Annotated in this window: 15 protein-coding genes; 12 read left to right on the top strand and 3 right to left on the bottom strand. The window is 46.7% G+C overall.

The genetic code is table 11. The features are described from left to right. Nucleotides 1–113 precede the first annotated feature (113 nt). Nucleotides 114–890, bottom strand: coding sequence for an SPOR domain-containing protein (locus tag AAAA73_RS07790; RefSeq protein ID WP_340597640.1), 777 nt, complete (start codon nucleotides 888–890; stop codon nucleotides 114–116). A 134-nt stretch (nucleotides 891–1,024) separates the two neighbouring features. Here AAAA73_RS07790 and AAAA73_RS07785 point away from each other — a divergent pair, with 134 nt between their 5' ends. Further along, nucleotides 1,025–1,864 carry an inositol monophosphatase family protein gene (locus tag AAAA73_RS07785; RefSeq protein ID WP_340597639.1) on the top strand — a complete coding sequence of 280 codons (840 nt, stop codon included), beginning with the start codon at nucleotides 1,025–1,027 and terminating at the stop codon, nucleotides 1,862–1,864. Nucleotides 1,865–1,870: 6 nt separating this feature from the next. On the opposite strand, the gene AAAA73_RS07780 is transcribed toward AAAA73_RS07785, so the two are convergent. Further along, nucleotides 1,871–2,965 carry a DUF2914 domain-containing protein gene (locus AAAA73_RS07780; protein WP_340597638.1) on the bottom strand — a complete coding sequence of 365 codons (1,095 nt, stop codon included), beginning with the start codon at nucleotides 2,963–2,965 and terminating at the stop codon, nucleotides 1,871–1,873. An 85-nt stretch (nucleotides 2,966–3,050) separates the two neighbouring features. Continuing rightward, on the bottom strand, nucleotides 3,051–3,365 hold the full coding sequence (locus tag AAAA73_RS07775) for a hypothetical protein (RefSeq protein ID WP_340597637.1): 315 nt from the start codon (nucleotides 3,363–3,365) through the stop codon (nucleotides 3,051–3,053). Nucleotides 3,366–3,671: 306 nt separating this feature from the next. Between AAAA73_RS07775 and AAAA73_RS07770 the strand changes: the two genes are divergently transcribed. Genes AAAA73_RS07770 through AAAA73_RS07720 form a run of 11 tightly spaced genes read left to right on the top strand, consistent with a single transcriptional unit; the run spans nucleotide 3,672 to nucleotide 13,604 of the window. Then, nucleotides 3,672–4,202, top strand: a complete 531-nt coding sequence (locus AAAA73_RS07770) for a flagellar basal body-associated FliL family protein (protein ID WP_340597636.1) — start codon at nucleotides 3,672–3,674, stop codon at nucleotides 4,200–4,202. 9 nt (nucleotides 4,203–4,211) lie between these two features. Next, a complete protein-coding gene (gene fliM / locus AAAA73_RS07765) occupies nucleotides 4,212–5,231 on the top strand; it encodes a flagellar motor switch protein FliM (RefSeq protein WP_340597635.1) in 1,020 nt (339 codons plus the stop codon). 8 nt (nucleotides 5,232–5,239) lie between these two features. Then, nucleotides 5,240–5,617 (top strand): flagellar motor switch protein FliN, encoded by a 378-nt coding sequence (gene fliN, locus AAAA73_RS07760; RefSeq protein ID WP_340597634.1) that lies wholly within the window; start codon nucleotides 5,240–5,242, stop codon nucleotides 5,615–5,617. Between the two features lie 10 nt (nucleotides 5,618–5,627). After that, complete coding sequence (locus AAAA73_RS07755; protein ID WP_340597633.1) at nucleotides 5,628–6,335, top strand: FliO/MopB family protein; 708 nt, start codon at nucleotides 5,628–5,630, stop codon at nucleotides 6,333–6,335. Continuing rightward, nucleotides 6,332–7,090 (top strand): flagellar type III secretion system pore protein FliP, encoded by a 759-nt coding sequence (gene fliP / locus AAAA73_RS07750; protein ID WP_340597632.1) that lies wholly within the window; start codon nucleotides 6,332–6,334, stop codon nucleotides 7,088–7,090. Before AAAA73_RS07755 ends, fliP begins: the two co-directional genes overlap by 4 nt. A gap of 8 nt (nucleotides 7,091–7,098) precedes the next feature. Continuing rightward, nucleotides 7,099–7,371, top strand: a complete 273-nt coding sequence (fliQ, locus tag AAAA73_RS07745) for a flagellar biosynthesis protein FliQ (protein WP_340597631.1) — start codon at nucleotides 7,099–7,101, stop codon at nucleotides 7,369–7,371. Continuing rightward, nucleotides 7,372–8,151, top strand: a complete 780-nt coding sequence (gene fliR, locus AAAA73_RS07740) for a flagellar biosynthetic protein FliR (protein WP_340597630.1) — start codon at nucleotides 7,372–7,374, stop codon at nucleotides 8,149–8,151. It begins immediately after the preceding gene. Between the two features lie 36 nt (nucleotides 8,152–8,187). Then, a complete protein-coding gene (gene flhB, locus AAAA73_RS07735) occupies nucleotides 8,188–9,252 on the top strand; it encodes a flagellar biosynthesis protein FlhB (RefSeq protein ID WP_340597629.1) in 1,065 nt (354 codons plus the stop codon). After that, a complete protein-coding gene (gene flhA, locus AAAA73_RS07730; RefSeq protein WP_340597628.1) occupies nucleotides 9,252–11,351 on the top strand; it encodes a flagellar biosynthesis protein FlhA in 2,100 nt (699 codons plus the stop codon). The genes flhB and flhA overlap by 1 nt, the downstream gene beginning before the upstream one ends. Next, nucleotides 11,341–12,777, top strand: a complete 1,437-nt coding sequence (flhF, locus tag AAAA73_RS07725; RefSeq protein ID WP_340597627.1) for a flagellar biosynthesis protein FlhF — start codon at nucleotides 11,341–11,343, stop codon at nucleotides 12,775–12,777. The genes flhA and flhF overlap by 11 nt, the downstream gene beginning before the upstream one ends. After that, a complete protein-coding gene (locus AAAA73_RS07720) occupies nucleotides 12,774–13,604 on the top strand; it encodes a MinD/ParA family protein (protein ID WP_340597626.1) in 831 nt (276 codons plus the stop codon). The genes flhF and AAAA73_RS07720 overlap by 4 nt, the downstream gene beginning before the upstream one ends. The last annotated feature ends 56 nt before the right edge of the window (nucleotides 13,605–13,660 follow it).

The following is a 13,660-nucleotide window of genomic DNA, read 5'->3' as shown; positions in this document are numbered from 1 at the left end:
ATCAGAGACATGGAGCGAGTTGGACTTTTGATTTGATTTGGGACCAGAGTCTTGGGCATAAAAAAAGCCTGCGTTTAAGGCGCAGGCTTTTTCGCGAGTCTTGAGTAAGGAAGTTACTCAGTGATTTTTTGAACGATTGCAGAGGATACTTTTGCTTTTGTCAGCAATTCAGATCTGTAAGAAGCCGCTTCTTTGGAAGTGGCGAATTGTCCAACACTTACGCGGTACCAGGTTTTGCCTTTGATGTTCGCAGGAATATAAAACGCGCTGTAGCCTTTGGTTTTCAAATCAGAAGCGAATTTTTGTGCTTCAGCTTCGTCAGCATAAGCTGCAACTTGAACAGTGAATTTACCCACAGAGTATTGAGCTACATCTTTTGGCAAAGAAGAAGGAATGCGTGATTCTTCTTTTTTGGCAGCTGCAGCAGGAGCTGTGCGAGTTTGAGGTGCTTTGCCAGCAGCCAATTCTTTAGCTACAGAAGAAGGCTCTTCTTTAGTTGCGGATTTTGCCGGAGCGCCATGCGTGTCTGCTGCTGTTTCGGCGTGAGCTGCGGGAGCAGTGCCATGAGCTGGAGCATGTGCAGTTTCACCGTGCGCAGGTGCAGTACCGTGAGCATCAGCAGCAGCTGTCGGGGTTTCGTCAGCAACGAATTCCTCAGCAAGTTTGGCAATCTCATCATCAGTCATAGCGCCGGATTTGGATTCTGTTGCAGGCGCACCGTGCTCAGATGCCACTTCGCGAGTTGCTGTGGATTTTTGTGGCTCCAATTGTGAAATCGTGTGTTGGTTGTCACTAAAGCTCTTACCGGCAAATAGACCCACCGAAAAAGAAAGTAGAGAGATGAACAAAACTATCACTAGTTTTACAACCGTATCTGATTTCGCTGCCATTTTTTGAATCCTCATAATGTTAAAACCCGCGTGAATGCTTAAGTTTCGGGCCCTTCCTTTGGCCTTACATCCATGGTAGCTTTAAGTCCTGGAATCGGTCAATCATCTGACGGTCCTGACTTAGAGGTGACAACGTGGAAAACAGCGTAAAATCAAGGGATTGGAAGCAGGTCTTAGGTACGGCGATCAAAGCTGTGAGCTTGGGGCGTGAAGTGCTTCTCAATTATTTCGGTAACTTAGAGCACATCGAACACAAATTCCAAGCTGGACTTGTGTCAGAGGCCGACAAAGAATCAGAACGAGTCATCTCGGACTACTTAAAGAAAAATTTTCCTGACATAGAGTTCCTTGGAGAGGAATCGTATGCCGCTGGGGCCAAGGTCCAGTGGGAATCTGCGGGTGCACAAGGTCGATGGATTCTGGATCCTTTGGATGGAACCACGAATTACATTCATCGATTTCCGATATTTTGTATAAGTTTGGGATTGGAAATTAACGGGCAGATTCAGCTCGCTGTGATCGATGTGCCGATGCTGAACGAAACTTATACTGCGATTCGCGGTGAAGGTGCTTTTGTAAACGGACGTAAAATTTCAATCACCAAAAATGAAAAACTCGAAGATGCGCTGCTGGCAACGGGATTCGTGGCTGAACACGAGCACGTGATTTCTGAACAGCTGAAAGTTTTCAATGATGTGGTTCGCAAGTGCCGTGGTGTCCGTCGTCCTGGAGCTGCGGCGTATGATCTGGCGCAGGTGGCTCGCGGTGTGTTTGACGGATATTGGGAAAGAAATATTCAGCCTTGGGATGCAGCTGCGGGAATTTTGTTGGTTGAAGAAGCCGGTGGTATTGTGACCACGTATCGCGGAGATAAATACAATCCCTACAAGAATTCAATTATAGCAGGCCAACCAGCGATCGTGAAACAGCTGCAAAGTGTTCTCGCCGCGAATATCAGTAAAGACTCTCATTGAGAGTCTTTACATCGTCTCGGTGGTGAAGGTTCTTGAGGTTGAGGTCTGATCGGTCTTGATGACGTTGAAATAGATTCTGCCGATCTCCCGACCATCCGTGGTTTCGACGCTGATGCGTCCTTCGCCGGCGGTGTAATTTTGTTTCATGGAGAATCCACGGAAACCTTCTTTGCGACCACCCGAAATTCTCATAGGCACTTTGTCGGTGCTAATCCAACCTTGGCGCGGATCTTTGTAATACCAGTGAACGATCACAGAATCATCAAAGCGGGCGGGGGAATATATTTGTGCAAAGAAATATATTTTATCACCAGGCTCTGCGACGAAATCCTGATCGCCGTTTTTCCAGAACTTCCAGGATGGGTTTTCATGAGACAGCAAATATTTACCTTCTGATTTTTCGATATTATGGTAGATCCCCATGTTCTGCACAGTCAGTGGCACAGGTGGAATCCATCCTATGAAGTACAAAATCACAAACAATCCCAGCACGCTGAAACCGGGCAAGGCCAGTGTTCTTAGTAACAGCTTTTTATTATCGACCTTCTTGTTCAGCATCCGGTAAGCGCCATAAACCACTGCCGCAGTCAGTGCGATGGATGCAAGGAATGTGGTGATTCCAACGAATCCCACCAGGACCGGAATGGTCATCGAGAAAAAAGCAAAAAGGCAGATGACGTACAGGCCGACTTTTAAATCCACCGCTGATTTTTGAACGGTTTTAAGTTCGTTCGCGATCATGATGCCCATCATCAGGCCGACGAAGACAATAGAGGAGAAAATGGATGAGCTTTTCAAAAAGAACAGTGAATAAACGCTTAGCAAGCTTCCCAGAAGAAAGTGCACTGCAAGATTTCTGTATTCCCAGAACTTGGTCACTCGTGAGCTTATCCGGGCCAGACCGTGTGTGTTTAGGAAGTCATAGAATAGAATCAGGCCGATGACGCCAAGATAGACGATTTGCTGGACGATGCTAAGAGGATCATCGACATCGGAAAGTGTCAGGACATCAAAAAGAAAACCGCCCAGAAAGAAGGCGATATCCACTTTAGTTTCATTTTTTTCGTAATAGTCCAAAAGGCGCTGTTTCAATGCTGTCATGAAATTAATAATATCCAAGGCAGCGGGCGAAATCCAACAAGAAAGCCTCCCTGTATCAGAGGGAGGCTATTTCAATCATATTGGATCAGTGGGTGAATTTGGATTTGATGGCGTCAATGCCGTCTTCGACCTTGTCGGTCATTCGCGCCATAAAGCCTTTGGCTTGATCATCTGAAATATTGTATTGAGCCATTAGAGAATGGACTTTTTCTTTGGCAGCTTCTTTGGACAAGCCGGTTTTTTCGCAAATTAAGTTTACAAGATCATCGGGACTTTTTAAGGCCTCGCGGATCTGCTCTTCTGAAAGGTTCAGGTTGGAAAACTGGCTTTTCAAGGCGGACGATATTTCGCCAAAGTGGGATTGCAGTCCACTGAGGTTTTGATTTGTTTGGTTATCCATAAAGAACTCCTTCCTTATATAGGGATAATAGGGTCTTACCCACCAATATTATGAACCTCTAAAGTGCGTCCTGCGATGGACCAAGGTCCTAGTGTGCTGATAAGCAGTCAAACTTGCCTCGCCAATTCTTTGACTCCCGTCATAAAAATTTTGGATGGAAACATTTTCCGGGGAGGCAAAATTTGCCTGTAATCAAATATGTTGGACTGCAGGAATGGTGACTGGACCGAGGACCTGTTGGCATTGCTGTTGCTTAGATGTTCCATGAGACCACTCCCATTTGTGGTCGTTCATCATGGAGGATGAATGGCAGAAGAAAATGCGCCAGCCGCAGAAGCAGCATCATCAGGCGGTTCAGGACAAAAGCCTATACTTCTTATTGCACTTGCAGTGATCAATATGCTCATTGTCGCAGGTGTTGGCTTTATGCTTTACAAAGGCAAGCAAAAGGAAGCCGCTGAACCTAAAATCGAAGACGTTATTAAAGGCGAGGCAGAGGCGCAACATAAAGAAGCCGCTGAAGAGAAAGAGATCGTCGGTAAAGTGGTTCCGTTGGAGACATTTATCGTTAATCTGGCCGGCTCAAAAGGCCGTCGCGTGGCGAAAGTTAACATTGAGCTTGAGCTAAAAGGCGAAAAAGCCGCGGAAGAGATCGACAAACGCAAAGCTCAAATCCGCGACATCATTATTATTATTCTGTCTTCCAAAACTTATGAAGAGGTTTCGACTCGTGAGGGTCGTGACAGCTTGAAGAATGAAATCAAAGACACGATCAATTCATTCCTGGTTCAAGGGAAGATTTCAAACGTGTTGTTTACTGAGTTCCTTTATAACTAAGGCAGGGCTATGAATCAGGTTCTTTCGCAAAGTGAAGTTGATGCGTTACTAGCCGCGGTTTCCGACGGGGATGTGGCGTCTTCAGACTCACCTAAGTCCGACGATGGTGGTGGTGGTTCCGGTGGCGGCAGTGGCAAGGTTGAAGAGCGTAAGATTATTTCTTACGACCTGACCAGCCAGGATCGTATCATCCGCGGCCGTTTGCCACAGTTGGAGGTTATCTACGAAAAGTTCATGAGAGCTTTCCGTGTTTCCTTGTCTTCAGCACTTCGCAAAATTGCATCTATCACTTTGACCGGTACAGAGTTTTTGAAATTCGGTGAATTCATCAATACCTTGCCGATGCCGACTTGTATGTGCGTTCTGCGTTTCGGTAACCTGCGTGGTTCGGCTCTTTTCGTAATTGAAAGCAAGCTGGCTTATGCATTGGTGGACAGCTTCTTCGGTGGTGCAGACCGCCCATATACAAAAATTGACGGTAAAGATTTTACGCCGATCGAACTTCAGATCGTGCAAAAGGTTGTGGGTCTTGCGATCAACGATCTTGAGACTGCATGGGCCTCTGTTGAAAAAATCGGTTGTTCTTTCGTGCGTACTGAGGTGAATCCACAATTCGTGGGTATCGTACCTCCGACAGACGTGGTTATCGCCTCCACTTTTGACGTTGAGCTTGAGAACGCATCAGGAACGGTTTCCATCGTGATTCCATATGCGACGATTGAGCCAATCAAACAAAAACTATCGACAGGTTTCCAGGTTGAGTCTGACCAAACTGATAAGAAGTTGTGGACTTCCACAATTCAGGAACAGCTTTTGGAAACAGATTTGGAAATCAAAGTGAACTTGGGTGAAACCGAGATCAAGCTTCGCGACATGATGGGACTGAAAGTGGGGGATGTAATTCCTCTGGATCAGGACGCCACAGGTGAGTTCGAAGTTGAAGTAGAAGGTATTAAAAAGTTTTTAGGTTATTACGGAATACATCATGGAACCGTGGCTGTCCAAGTGACTCGTCCGGTAATCAAGTAGGGGGATAAATGACAGACGATAAATTGGACGATTTGGCAGATCAGTTAATGGCAGAAGCTTCCGGTATGGTGGCTGATGGCGGTGCTGCTTCCAAAAAAGAGACAGGCAGCGGATCGCTTATAAAAGACAGAAACCTGAATCTGATTTTGGACATTCCATTGAAAGTAACAGTGGAGTTGGGCCGTACGAAAATGCCGGTGAGTGAGCTTTTGAATCTGACTCAAGGTAGCGTTATTGAATTGAATAAGTTGGCCGGTGAGCCAATGGAAGTTTACGTGAATGACAAGTTGATTGCCCGGGGTGAAGCCGTGGTGGTCAATGAGAAGTTCGGTGTTCGTTTGACTGATATTATTTCTCCGGCTGAACGCGTAGAACAGCTGAAGTAAGAGGTTTTTGATGAAGTGGATTCTTTCTCTTCTTTTTGTGATTTCCGTATCTGCCCAAGCGGCAGAAAAAGAGGCCCCTACCTCTGAGGCGGCTCCGGCTGCTATTACTGCGGAAGTTGATTCTGAGGCGGTGGCCGTTGAAGCTGCACCTGGTGCGGACGCCGTGGCTGCCAAAGATATGCCTAAAGTTGACAACCGAAAAGAATCAGAGATTCCACTGAATCTGGAAAAACAAAAGAATGCGGGTGCGGAAAGCTCTGGCTGGTTCCGTATCCTGATGACTCTTTCACTTTTGGGAGCTGTGGGTTGTGGCGCATTTATTTTCCTGCGCAAATACTCCGTTCCTAAAGACAGAAAGCATCAGACTCAAATCAAGGTGTTGCAGCAGCATTTCCTTGGTCCCAAGAAAAGTCTTGCGATCGTTCGCGTGGCGGGGGAGTCGATCCTGATCGGTGTTACTGATCACAATATTTCAATGATTAAGTCTTTGTCCTTGCTTGATGACGAAGTTCCTGAGGAAGCTCCGAAAAATTTCGGTAAAGTGATGGGATCGTTCGTGGAAGATCAGGCAGAGGAAATCGAAGAACCAGCAGCTCGTGTCAGCTTCAAAAGTACCAAAGGTCGCGCTCAAGAGCAGGATGCAGATGATGAATTTGCGATCAGCGGAATCAAGGACATTGTTTCCAAACGTTTGAAAGGCATGAGGAGTTTTCAGTGAATCTAAAGAAACTGACTCTGTGGAGTTTGATTCTGTTGCCACTGGTATTGTTGACAAGCTCCCACGCATTTGCGCAGGTGACTTTGCCTACGGTGAACCTAGGGTTCAAGACGGCAGACAATCCCAATGAAGTTGTAAATGCAATTAAATTAGTTCTTATCATGACGGTGCTGACGTTGGCGCCGGCAATTTTGATTATGATGACGGGTTTTACCCGCATTATCATCGTTCTTTCTTTTTTAAGACAAGCCATGGGTGTGCAGCAGATGCCACCGAATCAGTTGCTGATCGGTTTGTCTTTGTTTTTGACTTTCTTTGTGATGCAACCGGCATTCAATGAAATCAACACGAATGGTGTTCAGCCTTATCTTAAAGGCACGATCTCACAAGATCAGGCGATCGAGCAGTCTTTGGCTCCACTTCGCAAATTCATGTTCAATCAAACCCGTGATTCCGATCTGGCTTTATTCGTGAAACTTTCAAAAGTTGAAAAGCCGAAGACCCGTGCGGAAGTTCCGACAATGGTTTTGGTTCCGGCATTCGTGGTTTCTGAATTGAAAACCGCATTTCAAATCGGATTTATCATCTTCCTTCCATTCCTGGTTATCGACATTGTGGCGTCCAGCGTATTGATGGCGATGGGTATGATGATGCTTCCGCCAATTGTTATCTCTTTGCCATTTAAAATTATGCTTTTCGTACTTGTCGACGGTTGGGGTCTTCTGATCGGTTCGATGGTTAAAAGTTTCGGTTGAGGTGTAAAGTGACTGAAGATTTAGTAATCAGATTAGGACAGGATGCTCTTCGTACAACAGCGATGCTTGCGGCACCTCTGTTGATCAGTACTCTTGTTGTCGGTTTGGCCGTCAGTATTTTCCAGGCTCTTACGCAAATCAATGAAGCAACCCTGACTTTCATTCCCAAAATGATCGTGGTTGCAGCGGTTATTGTACTGGCCGGACCGTGGATGATGGATGTTCTGACAAGTTATACTTCGACCTTGATTGAAAACATTCCAGCGATGGTTAGGGAATAGATGCTGAATTGGACGGCTTATACAGAAGGACAGCTTTTGCTATTTGCGCTGGTATTCCTGCGCATGATCTCCTTTGTTGTGGCGTCCGCTTTCTTTGGATCTGAGACTATTCCCACGCCGGTTAAAGTTCTTCTGTCGATTGTTCTGAGCGTTCTTCTGTTTCCCGTGGTTAAAATTGGCAACATCGACTACCTGGTTATTTCGAATGAAATCATATCCTTAGCTATCCGGGAGCTGATCGTTGGCGTGTCACTTGGGTTTTTAACCCGTATCTTCTTTTTTGTTGTCTCCATGGTGGGGGATTTGACTGCGATGAGCGTGGGCTTGTCAGCGGGGCAGATGTACAATCCATTGCTGGGTACGACGGGCAACGCACTGGAGTCTTTCTACTCCACATTGGGCACGTTGGTTTTTTTGGCGATCAACGGGCACCATATTCTGATTCGTGCAATTGTCGAAAGTTATTCTTTGGTACCAGTAAGTTCTTTGAGTCTGAATGTAGGGCCTTTTGCTGAAATGGCGGTGTTTGGACAAACAACTTTTATTCTAACTATCAAAATGTGTGCACCCGTACTGGTAACGATTCTGTTGGTGAATCTGGCAATGGGAATTCTGGGAAGAGCAGTGCCCCAGATCAACGTCCTGGTTACGAGTATGCCGGTCACGATCATGATCGGTATGGCAGTGGTTTTCATTTGTTTGCCATTGATGATTTTAGAGATGAACGGCTTGGTCGAAATCACAGCCTCGCAACTGTTCAAAGTGATGAAAGCATTGTAGAATTTAAGCAGAGATGAAGTTCTAGGAAGGAACTAAGTGTCAGACGAAAACGACAGCGAAAAAACCGAAGACGCAACGGACGCCAGACGGGAAGATTTTCGCAAAAAAGGTAACGTCGCTCAATCCAAGGAGTTGGCAACAGCAGTATTGTTGTTGGCAGCTGCGGGTGGCGTGTATGCTTTGGGTCGTTTCTTTTTTCAAAATTTCTATGACCTGTTTCTTTATTCCTTCGGCCCTGAATTGGTAACAACAATTCGTTCGGGCAACTTCACAGATGCTCTTCGTATGAACGGAGAGAAGACATTGATACTGATCGCTCCCGTTATGGGGATCGCTGGTTTGTTAGGAGCTGCTTCAACTGTGGCGCAAATTGGCTTCCTGCAAGTTGAGGATGCTTTGACACCGGATCCAAACAAGCTCAACCCGGTTGAGGGTATGAAGCGTGTGATGAGTCTTCGTGCGGTGATGGAGGCGGTTAAAGGCATCCTGAAAATGGGTGCCATTGGTTTGGTTTTGTATTTCTTGTTACGTGGGGAAGTTCATCAGATTCCATATATGATGAGTTTCTCGATTGAACAAATCTGCACTTACATTGGCGCCATCGTCGCCAAGCTTTTGGGTGGTGTGGGTGGAATTATGCTGGTGCTTGCAGGTGCTGACTACTTCTACCAACGCTGGGACCTTGAAAAGAAGATGATGATGACGAAACAGGAAGTGAAGGAAGAGCACAAGCAGCGCGAGGGTGATCCTATGATCAAATCGCGCATTCGTCGTATCCAAAGGGAGATGGCCTCCAAGCGGATGATGGCGGATGTTCCGACGGCGGACGTTGTGATCACGAATCCGACCCATATTGCAGTGGTTCTGAAGTATTCAGACAATCTGCCGGCCCCTCAAGTGGTGGCGATGGGAGCGGACTCGGTGGCAGAGAATATTAAGGCGCTCGCAAGAGAGCACAATATTCCAATCGTGGAAAATAAACCGCTGGCACGAACGATCTTTAAAACCATGAAGATCGGACAGGTGATCCCAAGAGACCTGTTTGTTGCGGTGGCTGAAGTGCTTTCATATGTTTATCGCTTACGTAGGAAGAAAAGATAATGGAAGATGTGTTTCAATTCTTAAAAAGATTCGAAAAGTATACTAAGAATACGGATCTTTTTATTGCATTTGGTATCCTGGCAATTCTGGCGGTGATGATCGTTCCATTGCCTCCGATGATGCTGGATATCTCGCTGACGTTCTCGTTGGCGATCAGTATTTTGATTCTTCTGGTTTCGATCTATACACAAAGAGCTCTGGATTTCACATCCTTCCCGTCGTTGCTTTTGATGACGACGTTGTTCCGACTGTCCATGAACGTGGCGACGACGCGTTTGATTCTGACTCATGGACATGAAGGCGAGCACGCAGCCGGTGAAGTTATCGCATCTTTCGCGAACTTCGTTGTCGGCGGTAACTACGTCATCGGTTTTATCATGTTTGCAATCCTGATCGTCATCAACTTCATGGTTATCACCAAGGGTTCCGGGCGCGTGGCCGAAGTTGCTGCACGTTTCACCTTGGATGCGATGCCAGGTAAGCAGATGTCGATCGATGCCGAACTGAACGCCGGTCACATCACTGAAGTTGAAGCCCGTAAACGCCGTCGTCAAATCGAACAGGAAGCGGACTTTTACGGAGCGATGGATGGTGCCTCGAAGTTCGTTCGTGGTGATGCCATTGCGGGTATCATTATTACGATGATCAACATCCTGGGTGGTTTAGGTATCGGTGTAATCCAAAAAGGTTTGGATATCGGTACCGCGGCCAAGTACTACACAATGTTGACGATCGGTGACGGTTTGCTTGCGCAGATTCCGGCTCTGATCATCTCCACTGCGGCCGGTACTATCGTTACCCGTACTTCGAACTCAGAGAAAAACATGGGTGACGAGGTTACGAGCCAGCTTTTGATCAATCCACGTGCCGTTATGATTTCTGGTGGTGTATTGATCCTGATGGGTGTGGTTCCGGGCCTTCCGACACTTCCATTCCTGATGATGGGTGGGTTCCTTTGTGGTATCGCGTGGGTTCTTAAAAAGTACAAAGCAGAAACTGCCGCCGCAGAAAAGAAAGCTTTGGAAACTCAAGCGGTCGCTCCGAAAAAAGAAAACATCGAAAGCATGCTTCCAGTCGACATGGTCGAGTTGGAAGTTGGTTACGGTTTGATCAGCATTGTCGAGTCTGATCAAAGCGGTGACTTGCTTGAACGTATCGTCAGCATCCGTAAGCAATTCGCTTTGGATCTGGGGATTGTGGTTCCAAGTATTCATATCCGCGACAACTTGCAGTTGGCGCCGGGTGAATACCGTCTGATGATCAAGGGCAACAAAGTCGGTGGCGGTATGCTTCGTCCTGAATCCTTGTTGGCCATGGATCCAGGTAACGTTACTGAAAATATTGATGGTATCAAAACCAAAGAGCCGGCGTTCGGGTTGGATGCTTTGTGGATTTCTCCGAATCGCAAAGAGGATGCAGAGATCGCTGGTTACACAGTGGTGGATTTGCCAACAGTTATGGCAACTCACTTGACCGAGATCATCCGCTCTCACGCTCACGAATTGTTGGGTCGTCAGGAAGCTGCGACTTTGGTGGAAAACTTCAAAAAGTCTCACCCGAAAGTTGTGGAAGAACTTATCCCGGATCTTATGTCCCTGGGCTCTGTGGTTCGAGTTATGCAAGGGCTGCTTAAAGAGCAGATCTCGATTCGTAACTTGCTGACTATCTTTGAAACTTTGGCTGATGAGGCTCCGCGCACGAAAGATATCGAAATGCTGACTGAGGCAGTTCGCAGATCCTTGGCTCGTGGAATCACCGCAAAATACACAACGGATCAAGGTAACATTCCAGTTATGACCCTGCATCCGGTTATCGAGGAACTTATCGCCAACTCACTTCTGCAAACAGAGCAGGGTGTTCAGTTGGTGATGGATCCAAACACGGCTCATCGTCTGATCAACGAGATCGCACGTGCTGTGGAAAACCATCCGGAAGTGGCAAGTCAGCCGATTTTGCTGACCAGTCCGACTTCCCGTAGACATATTTATAAACTGACTTCGCGTTTTATACCTCAATTGGTTGTGCTTTCGCATAACGAGTTGACCTCAGATGCGGATGTTCAATCGGTTGCACTTGTGGAGATGAGCCATGCAGGTTAAGAAATTTGAAGCACGTACAATGAAGGAAGCTCTGGAGATGGTGAAGTCCCAATTGGGACCTGACGCCATTATTCTCTCTGCCCGTGACAACAATAAAAGCTTCGGCCTGGTTGGTGAAGGCAGTGTGGAAATCACAGCCGCGGTTTCCGAGGAAACTCTGCAAAAAAAGAAATTTGCAGAATCACGCTTGCGTGAGCAGGATCGTGAAAGATTCCTTGCCAGTACAGCTCGTCAGCAAAAAGAGTTGATTCACAAAATGGTGGAAAAGCATGTGCAAAAAAGCCAGGCTCCAGCACCGATCACACAACGTCGTTACATTGATATTGAGGATGAAAACGAATACGCCCGTCAGCAAAAAATGTCTGAAGAGCGTGTGAAGAACGCTGCGCAAAGAGCGTTGCATGCTTTCCAGGAGCAGGAGCAGGTTTTCCAGCCAAAGAAAGCAGCACCCACTCTACAACCGAAGCCAGCTCCCGCGGCTCCGGTAAAGCCGCCGGCTGACAACGAAGAAATTCGTGCCTTGAAAAATGAAATTGCCTCCTTGAAACAGGTGATCACTCACTTCCAGCAAATGCCGCAAACATTCGTGGGAGCACATCCTGGTGCTGACTACGGTATTTCTTATGATTTGAGTTCGGTCTTTGAAAAACTGACTCGTTCAGGAATGGCATCTGAAATCGCAGCCGATATTCTGACTCATGCGCAGGAGACGCTGTCGCCATTGAAATTGAAAAACAAAGCTCTTGCAGAGGCCTTTGTGGCTCGTCATGTTCTGGATGCAATCAAAATCTCCCAGAATCCGACGGCGGGAAAAATCCACTGCTTCGTCGGCCCGGCGGGTAGCGGAAAAACTTCGGCATTGATCAAAATGGCCAGCCACATGGTGGTTCGTGAGCGCAAGAAAGTCGCGATCTTCACAACGGACACTTTCAAAGTGGGTGCCGCTGATCAGATGAAGATCTATGCACAGATTCTGAATGTGCCTTTCTCGGTGATTCGCTCTCAAAATGACTGGAGCAATCTGATGCGCTATCTGGCGAATGTTGATTGCGTACTGGTTGATTTCACCGGTTTAAGTCTGAAAAGCAATGAAGAGATTCAGATGCTTCGCAATCTATTGCCACCTCAGGCACTGAACGCAAGTATTCATCTGACCATGTCTTCAAACACCAAGGATGCGGATGCGATCGAGTTGGGTCGTCGTTACTCGGTGATGGGCTACAAGGATGTGATCTTCACTTCGTTGGATGAGTCCACACAGCATGGAACTATTTATAACTTTATGAAGCGCTTTGATATTCCACTACACTCATTTGGAATCGGTTCTCGTGTTCCTGAGGATTTCGAGTTCGCCACGAAAGAGCGTCTGCTGGATCTGATTTTTAGAATTACCAAATTTAAACAACAGGATTCTGAGGCTGTATGAGTCGTTTAAATACTTTTGATCTCTATCGCACAAGAACAATCAGTATCACTTCTGGAAAGGGTGGTGTTGGTAAAACAACGTTGGTTGCAAATCTGGCGTTGAGCCTGGCGCAAAAAGGCAAAAAGGTTTTGATTCTTGATGGTGATCTGGGCATGGCGAACGTGGATATCATGTTTGGTGCAAAAAGCCAGGGCAGCATTCACGACATTCTGGCGGGTCGCAAGGAAATGAAGGACATTCTTTTGGAAGTGTCCAAGGATGTGTTCCTGATTCCGGGTGGCAGCGGTGTTGTTGAGTTCAACAACCTGAATCACTTCGAAAGACGTGCAATGGTGGAAGCTATTGGCTCCCTGCCAATGGGTTTTGATTTTCTTTTGATTGATACGGCACCGGGAATTGCGGAAAACGTATTGTTCCTGAATTCCGCAGCTCAGTCAGTCAGCGTTGTTATCACGCCGGATCCTTCCAGCTTCGCCGATGCCTACGCACTTATCAAAGTTTTGAACAAGAACTACAAAGTGAATCACTTCTCGATCATCTGCAATCAAGTGCGTGATGAAGAAGAGGGCATGAGTTTGTACAAACGATTCAACGATGTTGTGAATCGCTTCCTGTACATTGGTCTTGATTACTGGGGCTCAGTTCCAAATGATTCGGTTTTAAGAAAAGCAACACAAATGCAGCGTCTCATTGTGAGACACGATGTCGGTGCGGAATCTTCCAAGGCGATTCGTCAAATATCTGCGCAGTTGGAAACTTCCTCGAAGCTTATTGAAGCTAATGGAGGAATGCAGATGTTTTGGGATCAAGTGGTGGGGGTCGCTTAAAGCGATCTACTGGTCCGATACAGAATTGGACTTTCAGCACACTTGGGTGTTTGTTA

Source organism: Bdellovibrio sp. GT3 (assembly GCF_037996765.1).
Classification (GTDB): domain Bacteria; phylum Bdellovibrionota; class Bdellovibrionia; order Bdellovibrionales; family Bdellovibrionaceae; genus Bdellovibrio.
The sequence above is the reverse complement of the archived record's forward strand: the minus strand, read 5'-3'. Positions and strand labels throughout refer to the sequence as shown.

Bases quoted from the DNA above. Each gene is read 5' to 3' on its own strand.
- fliN (WP_340597634.1), top strand. From the start codon at position 5,240: ATGACAGACGATAAATTGGACGATTTGGCAGATCAGTTAATGGCAGAA.
- AAAA73_RS07780 (WP_340597638.1), bottom strand. From the start codon at position 2,965: ATGACAGCATTGAAACAGCGCCTTTTGGACTATTACGAAAAAAATGAA.
- fliM (WP_340597635.1), top strand. From the start codon at position 4,212: ATGAATCAGGTTCTTTCGCAAAGTGAAGTTGATGCGTTACTAGCCGCG.
- flhF (WP_340597627.1), top strand. From the start codon at position 11,341: ATGCAGGTTAAGAAATTTGAAGCACGTACAATGAAGGAAGCTCTGGAG.
- AAAA73_RS07755 (WP_340597633.1), top strand. From the start codon at position 5,628: ATGAAGTGGATTCTTTCTCTTCTTTTTGTGATTTCCGTATCTGCCCAA.
- AAAA73_RS07770 (WP_340597636.1), top strand. From the start codon at position 3,672: ATGGCAGAAGAAAATGCGCCAGCCGCAGAAGCAGCATCATCAGGCGGT.
- fliR (WP_340597630.1), top strand. From the start codon at position 7,372: ATGCTGAATTGGACGGCTTATACAGAAGGACAGCTTTTGCTATTTGCG.
- AAAA73_RS07775 (WP_340597637.1), bottom strand. From the start codon at position 3,365: ATGGATAACCAAACAAATCAAAACCTCAGTGGACTGCAATCCCACTTT.
- flhA (WP_340597628.1), top strand. From the start codon at position 9,252: ATGGAAGATGTGTTTCAATTCTTAAAAAGATTCGAAAAGTATACTAAG.
- AAAA73_RS07720 (WP_340597626.1), top strand. From the start codon at position 12,774: ATGAGTCGTTTAAATACTTTTGATCTCTATCGCACAAGAACAATCAGT.
- AAAA73_RS07790 (WP_340597640.1), bottom strand. From the start codon at position 890: ATGGCAGCGAAATCAGATACGGTTGTAAAACTAGTGATAGTTTTGTTC.